9 protein-coding genes and 2 pseudogenes are annotated in these 12239 nt (G+C 73.3%); 5 read left to right on the top strand and 6 right to left on the bottom strand.

All coding sequences use genetic code 11. From position 1 onward, the window contains the following. Positions 1-50: 50 nt before the first annotated feature. The 3 genes from HNR68_RS15375 (at position 51) to HNR68_RS15365 (ending at position 3264) form a co-directional block, all read left to right on the top strand. Positions 51-830, top strand: a complete 780-nt coding sequence (locus HNR68_RS15375; protein ID WP_179721599.1) for an IclR family transcriptional regulator — start codon at positions 51-53, stop codon at positions 828-830. 121 nt (positions 831-951) lie between these two features. Further along, positions 952-2388, top strand: coding sequence for an MFS transporter (locus tag HNR68_RS15370; protein WP_179721597.1), 1437 nt, complete (start codon positions 952-954; stop codon positions 2386-2388). 69 nt (positions 2389-2457) lie between these two features. Further along, positions 2458-3264: an SAM-dependent methyltransferase gene (locus HNR68_RS15365; RefSeq protein ID WP_179721595.1), complete on the top strand. Its 807-nt coding sequence runs from the start codon at positions 2458-2460 to the stop codon at positions 3262-3264. A gap of 42 nt (positions 3265-3306) precedes the next feature. Here the strand turns inward: HNR68_RS15365 and HNR68_RS15360 are convergent, their stop codons facing one another. From HNR68_RS15360 to HNR68_RS15340, 5 genes are all read right to left on the bottom strand, one after another. Then, positions 3307-4785 carry an amidase family protein gene (locus HNR68_RS15360; protein ID WP_179721593.1) on the bottom strand — a complete coding sequence of 493 codons (1479 nt, stop codon included), beginning with the start codon at positions 4783-4785 and terminating at the stop codon, positions 3307-3309. Next, a complete protein-coding gene (locus HNR68_RS15355; protein WP_179721591.1) occupies positions 4782-6035 on the bottom strand; it encodes a M20 family metallo-hydrolase in 1254 nt (417 codons plus the stop codon). Before HNR68_RS15355 ends, HNR68_RS15360 begins: the two co-directional genes overlap by 4 nt. After that, positions 6032-7366 (bottom strand): MFS transporter, encoded by a 1335-nt coding sequence (locus tag HNR68_RS15350; RefSeq protein ID WP_179721589.1) that lies wholly within the window; start codon positions 7364-7366, stop codon positions 6032-6034. The genes HNR68_RS15355 and HNR68_RS15350 overlap by 4 nt, the downstream gene beginning before the upstream one ends. A gap of 113 nt (positions 7367-7479) precedes the next feature. Next, entirely contained in the window at positions 7480-8409 is a 930-nt protein-coding gene (locus HNR68_RS15345) for a LysR family transcriptional regulator (protein WP_179721587.1), read from the bottom strand. 117 nt (positions 8410-8526) lie between these two features. Continuing rightward, positions 8527-9462: a LysR substrate-binding domain-containing protein gene (locus HNR68_RS15340; RefSeq protein ID WP_179721585.1), complete on the bottom strand. Its 936-nt coding sequence runs from the start codon at positions 9460-9462 to the stop codon at positions 8527-8529. 124 nt (positions 9463-9586) lie between these two features. On the opposite strand from HNR68_RS15340, the gene HNR68_RS15335 reads away from it, so the two are divergent. Further along, positions 9587-10645, top strand: a complete 1059-nt coding sequence (locus HNR68_RS15335) for an NAD(P)H-dependent flavin oxidoreductase (RefSeq protein WP_343050170.1) — start codon at positions 9587-9589, stop codon at positions 10643-10645. A 123-nt stretch (positions 10646-10768) separates the two neighbouring features. Further along, positions 10769-11041: pseudogene (locus HNR68_RS15330) on the top strand (SDR family NAD(P)-dependent oxidoreductase); the annotation flags it as partial. Between the two features lie 33 nt (positions 11042-11074). On the opposite strand, the pseudogene HNR68_RS27645 reads toward HNR68_RS15330, so the two are convergent. Further along, positions 11075-12217: pseudogene (locus HNR68_RS27645) on the bottom strand (beta-ketoacyl [acyl carrier protein] synthase domain-containing protein); the annotation flags it as partial. Between the last annotated feature and the right edge of the window lie 22 nt (positions 12218-12239).

Genomic DNA, 12239 nt, shown 5'->3' with positions numbered 1-12239 from the left:
CGTCAATCGTCCGGACCGAGATCAGCCCGCCACCAGTTCGGAGTTGCACGATGAACAACAACGGCGATGCCGCAGCCGAGCCTCGGACGCCCACGCAAGCCGTGGACCGGGCCCTGTCGATGCTCGTCCTCCTGGCCCGCCGCGGCCCGTCCGGCGTCACCGAGCTGGCGCGCGAACTGGGCGTGCACAAGTCCACCGCGTCCCGGCTGATGACCGCGCTGGAGAAGTACCGGTTCGTCGAGCAGTCCGGTTCCCGCGGGAAGTTCCAGCTCGGGTTCGGCATCGTCCGGCTGGCCGGGGCGACCACCGCGCAGCTGGACATCGCCCGGGAGAGCCACCCGGTCTGCGTCCGGCTCGCCGCCGAGCTGCACGGGACGGTGAGCCTGAGCGTCCGCGAGAGCGGCGGCGCGACCGCGGTCGTGCAGGAGCCCAGCACCGAGCGGAACTGGATCGGGCTCCGCGTGCCGCTGCACGCCACCGCGAGCGGGAAGGCGTTGCTCGCCAACTACGCCCACGAGGACCTCGACGAGGTCCTGCGCGGCCCGCTCCAGCGGTTCACCGCGAACACCATCACCTCGCGCGGGGCCCTGGTGGCCGACCTGCTCCGGGTGCGCGCCCGGGGGTGGGCCGCTTCCAGCGGCGAGTTCGAACCCGACCTGCACTCGGTCGCGGTGCCGGTCCGCGCCCCGGGCGGCCGCCTGGCCGGCGCGCTGAGCGTGTCGGCCGGCCCCGAGCACCTCCGCCCCGCCGATTTCCCCGACGTGGCACGGGTTCTCGCCGAAGCGGCCGACGAGGTCCACGAGCGGTTGCGGCAGCTCGCGGGCCCGTAGCCGACCCTTGACCACCCGTGGCGTCCCCGTTACCGTGCTCAGATATATCAGTTCACCGATCAGGAGTGGTCATGCGTCAGCTCTGCTGGTCGTCGTGGACCGGTCGGGCCGGAGCCGCCGGGTGACCGGGCCGCCCGTGCCGGTGGGCGGCGAGCCGGCCATCGAGGACGCTCGCACCATCCGCCGCGCCACGACGGCGGCGACGCTGGGCAACTTCGCCTCCTGGTACGACTTCGGCATCTACTCCTACCTCGCCGCCGTCGCCCTGGACCGGGTCTTCTTCCCCGACGCCGGCGAATGGGCGGCGGTGGTGACCCTGGCCACGTTCGCCGCCGCGTTCGTGGTGCGCCCGCTCGGCGGTGTCCTCTTCGGACCGATGGGCGACCGGATCGGCCGGACCCGGGTGCTGTCCACGACCATCCTGCTGATGACCGTCGCGACCGCGCTGCTCGGCGTGGTGCCCGGCTACGACGCCCTCGGCCCCGCGGCCCCGGCGATCGTGCTGCTCATCCGCCTGGTGCAGGGCTTCGCGGCGGGCGGCGAGTACACCGGCGCGGTGACCCTGGTCGCCGAGTACGCGCCGGACCGCAGGCGCGGGTTCCTCGGCAGCTGGCTGGAGTTCGGCACGATCACCGGGTACGCGGTCGGCGCCGGCGTCTCCGCCCTCCTGGTCGCCGTGCTGCCGGGAGACGACCTGCTGTCCTGGGGGTGGCGGCTGCCCTTCCTGCTCGCCCTGCCGCTGGGGGTCATCGGGCTCTACCTCCGGCTGCGCCTGGCGGAGACGCCCGCGTTCCGGCAGCTGATGGAGCGCTCCCCGGCGATGGCCACGATGGCGCTGCGGCGGGTGTTCCAGATCCTGCTCACCCGGTGCCGTTCCGCGGCACTGGTGGCGGGTGGGCTCGTCGTCGCCTGGAACACCACCAACTACGTGCTGACCAACTACGTGCCGACCTACCTGACGCGCACCCTGCCCGGTCACGGCCAGAGCGGGACCAGCGGAGCGCTGGCGACCGCGCTGCAGGTGGTCGTCATGCTCGCGATGCTCTGCGCCATCGTCCCCACCGGCCTGCTCAGCGACCGGATCGGCCGGAAACCGGTGCTGCTCACCGGCAGCGCGGTGCTGGTGCTGCTCGGGCTGCCCTCGGTGTGGCTGCTGCGGGCCGGGCCGGAGGGACAGCTGCTCGGCCTGGCGGTCATGGGGTTCGCGCTGCTCTGCTTCGCGGCGGTGACCCCGTCGACGCTGCCCGCGCTGTTCCCCACCTTCGTCCGGTACGGCAGCCTGTCCATCGTCTTCAACGTGTTCGTGTCGGCCTTCGCCGGCACCGCACCCACGATCATCGGGGTCGCGGTGACCACGACCGGCGACCTGGACTGGCCGGGCTACTACCTCGTCGCCGCCGGGGTGATCGGCGTGGTGAGCACGCTGCTGGTCCGGGAACCGGCCGGGCGGGCCCTGCAGGGCGCCGCCCCGCTCACCTCGAGCGCCGACCTGCCCGCGCCGCCGCTGTCCCCGGACGGGATCCCGCTGGAGAACCCGCCACCGCCCCACCGCCGCTGACCGCTCCGTCCGGGGACCACCTCGGCCCCGCAAGAGCTAGGGTGTCGCCGACGACGGGGAGGAGTGACGATGGAGCGTCCTGACCGCGACGACGCGCAGCCGACCGGTCCGCAGGTGGACACGTCCTCGCCGAACGTGGCGCGGATGTACGACTACTACCTCGGCGGAGCGGCCAACTTCGCCGTCGACCGCGAGGCCGCCGAGAAGGCGCTGGCGGTCACCCCGGAGATCGGCCGGTTCGCCCGGATGAACCGGTGGTTCCTCGGGCGCGTGGTGCGGTACCTGTGCGACCAGGGCATCGACCAGTTCCTCGACCTCGGCTCCGGGGTGCCCACCGTCGGCAACGTGCACGAGATCGCCCACCAGCACGATCCCGAGGCCCGCGTCGCCTACGTCGACGTCGAGCCCGTCGCCGTCGCGCACGCCCGCGCGCTCCTCGCCGACGAGCCGCACGTCAGCGTCACCCAAGCCGACATCCGCGAGCCGCGAGCGGTCCTGTCCGCACCAGGGGTGTCCGGGCTGCTCGACTTCTCCCGCCCGGTCGCCGTGCTGGCCGTGGCCATCCTGCACTTCGTGCCCGACTCCGATGACCCGCTCGGCGTCCTGCGCGCCTACCGCGAGGCCTGCCCGCCGGGCAGCTACCTGGCGCTGTCGCACGCGGCGCGGATCACCATGAGCGAGCACGAGGCCCGGGGCGGCCAGGAGGTCTACCGCGGCACGACGACACCGCTGGTGCTGCGCACCCGCGAGGAGATCGCCGCGCTGTTCGAGGGCTGCGAGCTCGTCGAACCCGGCCTCACCCCGATCAACCACTGGCCCGAGGCCACCGACGAACCACCGACCAACGGCTACGGAGCCGTCGGCCGGATGCGCTGACCGCAGCCCTCGCAGCGTCTTCCCGCTGCGCGGGCCGCGGGGTCAGGTCGGGGAGCCGGTGCCCTGCTCGGCCCCGAGCGTCGGCCACGGCTTCCGGGGGACGAGAGCCTCGACGGCGGCGCCGACGGCGAACACCGTCCGCTCGTCGTGCGGGTGGGCCACCACCTGGACCCCGATGGGCACCCCGTTGCTCGCCGTGCCGCTGGGCACCGACAGCACCGGGCACCGGTTGGCCACGTTGAACGGGCTGGTCAGGTGCGCCTCCCAGTAGTGGTCCCGGTGGCTGCCGGCGATCTCGATGCCGTCCAGGTAGTCGCTGTCGGCCGCCAGCGACGTCACCGCGTTGGTCGGGCACAGCAGCGCGTCCACCCCGGACATCGCGATCGCCAGCTCGCGCTGCATCGCGGTGTCGAGCGCGAGGGAGTCGAGGAGGCCGTCGCGCTCGGCCGCCCGGCGGGCGTCCTCGACGAAGCGCCGGGTGTACGGCGCCAACCGGTGCAGTCCCCCGGACTCCCGCTCCACGGCGGGACCGAGGACCTGTCCGAAGTGGGCGAAGATGGTGCGCATCACCTGGCCGCTGGTCCACGGCAGCTCCACCGGCACCACCACGGCCCCGGCGTCCTCGAGCCGCTTCGCCACGTCCAGTGTGGACGATTCGACCTCGGGGTCGACCGCGAAGCCCCCCAACCGCACCGAGAGCCCGATCCGCACCCCGCGCAGCGCGGCCACCGGGTCCTCGGGCAGCGGGACCGGTTCACCGTGCGGCCCCCACGAGGTGTGGTCCACCGGGTGCCGTCCCGCCATGACCGAGGCGAGCAGCGCGGTGTCGGCCACGGTGCGCGCCATCGGCCCGTCGCCCCGGTACCAGTCGGCGCTGAGCGGCGGCAGGCCCGGGATCCGGCCGTAGGGCGCCTTGTACCCGACGGTCCCGGTGAACGCCGCGGGCACGCGGGTCGACCCGGCGATGTCGGAGGCGGTCGCCAGCGTGGTCATGCCCGCGGCGAGGGCCGCGGCCGACCCGCCGGACGACCCTCCCGGTGTCGCAGCGAGGTTCCACGGGTTGCGGGTGATGCCCCACATCGGGCTGTGCGTCACCGTGGCGCAGCTGAACTCCGGCGAGGTCGTGCGGGCGTGGACGATCCCGCCCGCCTGCCGGACGCGCTCCACCACGGGGTGGTCGGCGTCCGCCACGCGTCCGGCGTGCGCGGCCAGCCCCTGCTCGATCCGCCGCCCGGCGAGGGGGTGCTTCTCCTTGGTGGCCACCGGGATCCCGAGCAGCGGCGGGGTCGGTTCCCCCGCGCGGGCGGCGCGGACGTAGGCGTCCGCGGCGCGCTCGGCCTCGGCCCGCGCCTCGTCGAACAGGGTCTCGGTGAAGGCGTTGACGCCGGTCTCCCGGTCGCCGTTGACCCGCTCGACCTGGGCCGTGAGGGCCTCCAGCAGTTCCACCGGCGACAGCTCCAGGGCGCGGAAGGCCCGCAGCGCGGAGACCGCGTCGAGGTGGGCGAGGTCGGCGTCGGTCACCGCTGCTCCTCCCGCACCCCGTCGAGCTCGCCGTGCAGCAGCTTCCAGGTGGCTTCGGTGAGCGCGTCGACGCCCACGACCATCTGCTCGTCGGTGGTGAACTCGCGCTCGCAGTGGCTGACCCCGTCGACGGACGGCACGAACAGCATCACCGACGGGACGATGCGGTTCATCGCCACCGAGTCGTGCCCGGCCATGGTGTTGATCCGCCGGATGCCCGCGCCGAGCTCGGCGGCCACCTTCTCGCTGAGCTCCAGCCCCTCCTCGGGGAAGCGCTGGACCGGCCGGACGTCGAAGTCCCGCACGTCGATGGTCAGGTCCCGCTTGCGCGCGACCTCCGCGATCCGCTCCAGCAGCAGGTCGCGGGCCTGCTGCACGATCTCCGGCCGGTTGGCGCGGAGGTCGGCGACCAGGTGGACCCGGCGCGGCACCACGATCGGCGAGTTCGGCTCCAGGGTCAGGTAGCCCACCGAGGACACCATCGACTCCGGCTCGAACTCCTCGGTGACGTCGTGGACGAGCAGCACCACCTCGGACGCGGCGACCAGGGCGTCGCGGCGGTCGGCCATCGCGGTCGCGCCGGTGTGCGACTGCTCCCCCAGCACCTCCACGTCGAGCTTCTGCGTGTACCAGCTGCAGTCCACCGCGCCGAGCGGGATGCCCTCGCGCTCTAGGACGGGGCCCTGCTCGATGTGGATCTCCGCGTAGGCGACCGGGGTGGGCCGCTCGTCGGTGCCGCGGTAGCCGATGGCGTCCAGCGCCTCGGCCACGGTGACCCCGTCGCGGTCGGTGACCTGCAGCATCTCCTGCTCGTCCATCAACCCGGCGAACACCGAGCTGCCCATGATCGAGGGCGCGAACCGGCTGCCCTCCTCGTTGAACCAGTTGACGACCGCGAGGTTGTGCTCCGGCGGCGGGGCGCCCTGCGCCACCCGGGTGGCGATGCGGTCCGCCGCGTGCAGGGCCGCGATCACGCCGTAGGCGCCGTCGAAGCGCCCGCCGAGCGGCTGGCTGTCCATGTGCGAGCCGACCAGCACGAAGTCGGCGCCCGGCCGCCACTCCACGAGCGCGAACATGTTGCCGATGGAGTCGACCCGGACCGGCCAGCCCCGCCGGGCGGCGAACGCGGCGAACCAGTCGCGCACCTCCCTGTCCTCCGGAGTGGCCGCCTGCCGCTCGACGCCACCCGCGGGCGTGGCGCCGATCCGGGCCACCTCGTGGAAATCGGTCAGGAACGCTTCGGAGCTCATCGGACAACCTCCACATCGACTCGCTGCCGGGTCTCCGGCACCCGGGTGGTGACCAGCAGGACCAGCACGACCGTCGCGGCGGCGCCCATGTACCAGCCCGGCGCCGCCGCCAGCCCGGTGGTGCCGACCAGGTAGGTGCCGACGAACGGTGCCGTGCCGCCGAAGGCCGCGTAGGCGACGTTGTAGCTCACCGCCGCGGAGGTGAACCGCGTGCGGGTCGTGAAGACCTCGACGAAGAACGCGTAGCACCCACCGCCGTAGGTGGTCAGGCCCAGCACGAACAGCGCCTGCCCGAGCAGCGCCAGCCCGAGGGAACCACTGGTGACCAGGCTGAACGACGGCACGGCCAGCACCACCAGGGCGAGGGAGCCGGCCACCAGCATGGGCTTGCGCCCGACGCGGTCGCCGACCAGGCCCCCGACCGGCAGCAGCACCGCGTAGAGCAGCATGGCCACCGCGTTGGCCAGCAGCGACGACTCCCGGCTGAGGCCGGAGTCCTGCAGGTAGGACACGAAGTAGCCGCTGAGGAAGTAGAAGCCCAGCGCGGTCAGCCCCATCACGAAGACGACCTGCAGCATCCGGACCTTGTTCTCCCGGAACGCCTCGCGGACCGGGGAGTGCTCGCGGCGCTCGGCGTTGCGGAGCACCTGCTGGAACGCCGGGCTCTCCTCGGTGCGGCTGCGGATCCACAGCCCGATGAAGGCCAGCGGCAACGCCAGCAGGAACGGGATGCGCCACCCGTAGGACGTGAACGCCTCGGGGCTGAGCAGCTGCGACAGCACGAACAGCAGGGTCCCGCCGACCACCGAGGGCAGCGCCGTCGCCGAGATGGTGAGGCACAGCCAGAACCCCCGCCGGTCCAGCGGGGCGTGCTCGAACACGAACGCCGGTGCGCCGACGGACTCCCCGCCCGCGGAGAAGCCCTGCGCCAGCCGGCACAGCACCAGCAGGGCCGGCGCGGCGGCGCCGATCGTCGCGTACGTGGGCAGCACCCCGATCAGCGCGGTCGCGGTGCCGATGGTGAGCAGCGTGGTGGCGAGGACCTTGCGCCGCCCGATCCGGTCACCGAGGGCGCCGAAGAACAGACCGCCGAGCGGCCGGACGAAGAAGGCGACGCCGAAGGTGGCGAAGGTCGACAGCATGCTGGCCAGCTGGCTCTCCCCCGGGAAGAACAGCCCGGCGAGGGTCACCGCGGACAGCCCGTAGAGGGTGAAGTCGTAGAACTCGATGAACTGGCCGACGCTGCCGCCCGCGAGGACGCGCTTCTGGATCCCGGTGGTGGCCGGGGACCTGCCGCGGGTGTCGGAACCGTGGTGGGCACTCGTCGTCATGGGCTGCTCCCAGCTGTCGCGGGGCGACGCCGACATTGCCGCCGCGGGTGTGACCATGCTGGTCAGCCGGGCGTGAGCTGTCCAACAGAATCGAGCGGACCTGTGTGATCGACTCAGTCGATGGGAAACTCCGGAGCCACGCCGTAGACGCGCAGGCAGACGTCCTCGAACGCCTGCGCCTTGAGCGTCGGCCGGGAGCCGATCGGGCGCACCAGCAGTACCTCGATCGGCGGTAGCTCCTCGGCCAGCGGGAGCGGCACGACCGGGCTGCCGGCGTAGGTGAGGTCGTGCGGCAACCGCTGGTTGAGCACCGAGTAGCCGTGCCCGCGCGCCACGAACGCCCGCACGGTCTCGTAGCCGCTGGCGCGGTGGCGGATGCGCGGGGCCACGCCGAGGAGCTTGAACAGGCTGAGGTAGTACTCCCGGCTGTGCGGCAGGTCCAGCAGGATGAACGGCTCGCCGGCCAGCTCGCGCAGGCTCACCGGCTGGTCCGGGGTGGCCGCCAGCGGGTGGTCCGGTGACACGATGACGTGCGGCGGGATGCGCCGGAGCACCCGGCGCGGCAGCTCGCCCCCGAGGCCGAGGTCGTACATCAGCGCGACCTCGCAGCGCCCGTCGCGCAGCGCCCGCCGCAGGAACTCCTGGTCGCCCTCCAGGAAGGAGAGCGTGACGCCGGGGTGCTCGCGCTCGAACTCCTCGAGGATGACCGCGGCCCGGAACGGCGCGAGCGGCCCGAACACCCCGACGGTGAGGTCCCCGACCAGCGTCGGCCCCTCCTCGCGGACCACGCCCGGCAGCTGGTCGGCCTCCTCCAGCAGCCGCAGGGCGTTGTCGTGCAGGCGCCGGCCGGCGGACGTCAGCCGCAGCCCGCGGCGCGGGAGCCGGGTGAACAGCTGGGTGCCCATGACCTGCTCGAGCTGGGCGACCGCGGAGGACAGCGTCGACTGCGTGACGTTGAGCGCGGCCGCCGCGGCGGTCATGTTCTCCAGCTCGGCCACCGCGCAGAAGTACCGGAGCTGCACCAGGGTGAACGACCGCGTCATGCCACGACATGGTGCCACCCGGCGCCCGGCCCCGGCCGCGCCGGCACGACGACGAGGGCGGGACCGTCGCCTCGGCCCCCAGCGGCACGCTCCCGCGACGTCAGCACGGACCGGCCCTCAGTGACCGCCGCCAGGACCGAGCACAACAGCGTGATCAGTCCTCTGAGGACACGAGGCGTCGCGTCCCGGGGTGCTGCGGGCGTCGCGGAGCTGACGGTAGAACTCCGCCAGGGCCGCGGTGACGGGTGCGTCCCGGCGACGCACGAACACCGTCGCCGCTGTGCCCCCGGAGGGCGTGCGGTGCAGGCGGAGCCGGTGCCGCAGCGCGGAGCCCTCGACCAACGCCCGGGGCAGCATCGTGATGCCGAGACCGGCGGCCACGCAGCCGAGGATGCCTTCGACGGAACCGAAGTCGAGGACCTTCGGCTCCACCCCGCGCTCCCGGACCACGGCTTCGAGCCTGCGCCGGTAGGAACATCCCGCGCGGAACACGAGCAGCCGGGGGCCGCCGGGTCCGCGGAGCGCGTCGTCCAGGTGGCGGTGGCGCGCTGCGGTGACGAGCGCGAGTTCCTCGGTGAAGACCTCCTCCTCGTGGAGCTCGCGGTCACCGACGGGGCCGGCGACCAGCGCCGCGTCCAGGGAGTGGTCCTTCACCCGCGCCACCAGCTCGTCGGTGGGGCCGGTCAGCACGGACAGCTCGACGTCCGGCCAGGCGGCGGTGTAGGCCTCGAGGACGGGCGGCAGCCGGAACCCGGCGGTGGTCTCCATCGCCCCGATCCGCAGCGGCCCGCCGGGCGTCTCGCCCCGGACGACGCGTGCGGCCTCCTCGGCGAGCGAGGTGATCTGCCGGGCGTAGCCGAGGAACTGCTCGCCGGCCGCGGTCAGGGTGACGCCGCGCGCGTGCCTGCGGAGCAGCGTCGCGCCGAGCTCCCGCTCCAGCCCCGCCACTCGTGCGCTGACGCTGGACTGCACGGTGTGCAGCTGCGCGGCCGCGCGCGTGATGCCGCCCGCGCGCGCCACCGCGACGAAGGTCCGCAGGTCTGCCAGCTCCACGCGGTCGCTCCCGAGGTTTCGCCGGTGACGATGGCTGCGTTCGTCACTGATCGTTGGACACGATGCCACGTCGAGCTTAGCGTGCTCTGCAGACACAGCATCGGATCGACGACGGGGAGCAGCCGTGGCGGGACAGCGGACGCAGCAGCGGGTCCGGGACTTCTGCGAGCGCTTCGGGATGCGCGTGCCGGTCGTGGAGGCCCCGATGGCCGGTGCCTGCCCGCCCGAGCTGGCGATCGCGGTGGCCGAGGCCGGTGGGATGGGCGCCAGCGGCGTGGTGCTCGACCAGCCCGACCGCATCCGCAGCTGGGTGGAGCGCTTCCGCGCCGGGACCTCCGGCCCCTGCCAGCTCAACGTGTGGGTCCCGGACGAACCGGTCGAGGACCCCGAGCGGCAGCGCGCGGCCGAGCAGTTCCTCGCCGGCTTCGGTGAGCCCGGCGAGCCCGGGCCCCCGGCACCGGTCTTCGCCGAGCAGTGCGAGGCGATGCTGCAGGCACGCCCGGAGGTCGTCTCCTCGATCATGGGCCTCTTCCCTCCCGACTACGTCGAGCGGTTGCACCGCGCGGGCATCGCGTGGTTCGCCTGCGTGACCACCCTCGCCGACGCGTTGGCCGCCCAGGAGGCCGGTGCGGACGCCGTCGTCGCGCAGGGGATCGAGGCCGGGGGCCACCGGGGCAGCTTCGACCCGCAGGCCGACGAGCGGCGCGGAGTCGGCCTGTTCGCCCTGCTGCCGGCCCTGGCCGACCAGCTGCGGATCCCGGTCATCGCCGCCGGCGGGATCGCCGACGGCCGCGGCGTGGCGGCGGCGCTGACCCTCGGCGCGAGCGCGGTCCAGGTGGGGACCGCCCTGCTGCGCACACCCGAGGCGGGCATCGACCCGGACTGGTCGGCGGCACTGGAAGGCCTGCCTCCGGAGGCTCCGGTCACCACCCGCGCGTACTCCGGCCGGCTCGCCCGTACCGTGCCCACGCCGTTCGTGACGGCCTGGACGCGCGACGACGCGCCCGAGCCCGCCCCCTACCCCGTCCAGCGGCGCCTGGTGGGGCAGTACCGCCGGGGCGAGGCGCCCGGGATCGACCGGGTCAACTGCATGGCGGGGCAGAGCGCAGGCCTCGCCCAGGCTGCCCCGGCGGGTGAGGTCGTGCAGCGGATGTGGGCGGACGCGCAGGACCTGCTCGCCTGACCGAACCCGCGCTCTCGCGAGGAGCGCGGGCAGCTGCGGCCCACCTCGCCGAGAGCGTTCGCCACGGGTCGGTCCGCGGAGCAGAATCGCTCCGGACGGCGACTCGAGAGGAGAAGCGACGGAATGCACATCGACCTCAGCGGGAAGACCGCGCTCGTCACCGGTTCGTCGGCGGGGATCGGCTTCGCCATCGCGCGCGGCCTGGCCGCCGCCGGCGCCGACGTCGTGGTCAACGGTCGCTCGGAGCGGACCGTCGACGAGGCCGCGGACCGGATCCGCCGGGAGTTCCCGAAGGCGAGCGTCCGCACCGCCGTGGCCGACGTGACCACCGAGGACGGCGCGAACCGGGTCGTGGAGCGGGCCGGCGACGTCGACGTGCTGGTCAACAACCTCGGGCACGGCCTTCGTCAGCTCACGCAGGTGGGGGTTGCCCGGCACGATGCCGTTCTCGAGGGTGAGGACGGTCTTGATGAGCCCGACGATCCCAGCGGCGCCTTCGGTGTGCCCCACGTTGCACTTCGCGGACCCGACCAGGCACGTGGGATCACCTGGACGTCGCGGCCCGAGGACTTCGGAGAGGGCGGTCAGCTCGATCGGGTCGCCGACCGGGGTGCCGCTGCCGTGCGCCTCCACGTAGCAGACCTCGCGCGGATCGACCCCGGCTTGGGCGTAAGCGGCGCGGAGCACCGCGGCCTGGCCCTCCACAGAGGGCGCGGCGATACCCCGACCGGTGAACCCCACGCTGTTGACGGCGCTGCCGAGGATCACCGCGCGGATCCGGTCGCCGTCGGCCAGCGCCCGGCGCAGCGGTTTGAGCAGCACCGCGCCGACCGCTTCGGCACGGACGTAACCGTTGGCGGAGACATCTCCGAACTTGCACCGCCCGTCCGGCGAGAGGGCGCCTGCGCTGTTGAAGGTGAGGTAGTTCGACGGGGCGAGGATGAGGTTGGTCCCCCCGACGAAGGCCTGCTCGCACTCGCCCGCTCGCAGCGCCTGGCACGCCAGGTGCACGGCCACGAGCGAGGACGCGCAGGCGGCGTCGACCGACATCGCCGGACCGTGCAGGTCGAGCCCGTACGCCAAGTGCCCGGACAGCGAGCTGCGCGCGACACCGAACTCGGCGTGGTGGTCCAGGCCCTCGGGATCGCCGACCTGCCGGAGCCAGTAGTCGCCGTAGGTGTTGCCGACGTAGACGCCTGTCGTCGAGCTCGTCAGCTGGCGCCGAGTGACCCCGGCGTCCTCAGCGGTCTCGTGGGCGACCTCCAAGAGCAGCCGCAGCTGCGGGTCCGCGCGGATCGCTTCCCGCCGGGACATGCCGAAGAAGCCGGCGTCGAAGTCGCCGACGCCGGGCAAGAAGCCACCGCGGGTCGTGGGCACCTTGCCGGGAGTCCGTGGTTCTCCGTGCAGCTCGTACATCCACGACCGGTCGGTCGGAGCGTCCGCGACACCTTCGCGGCCCTGCCGCAGGAGTTCCCAGAACTCGTCGACGTCCGGTGCGCCCGGGAACCGTCCACTCATTCCGATGATGGCGATCGCGTTGTCCTGGTCGAGCTGGAATCTCTGGGAGTTCATGCGGTCCTCGCGTGTCCTCGTT

The organism is Saccharopolyspora hordei, assembly GCF_013410345.1.
Taxonomy (GTDB): Bacteria; Actinomycetota; Actinomycetes; order Mycobacteriales; family Pseudonocardiaceae; genus Saccharopolyspora; species Saccharopolyspora hordei.
The sequence above is the reverse complement of the archived record's forward strand: the minus strand, read 5'-3'. Positions and strand labels throughout refer to the sequence as shown.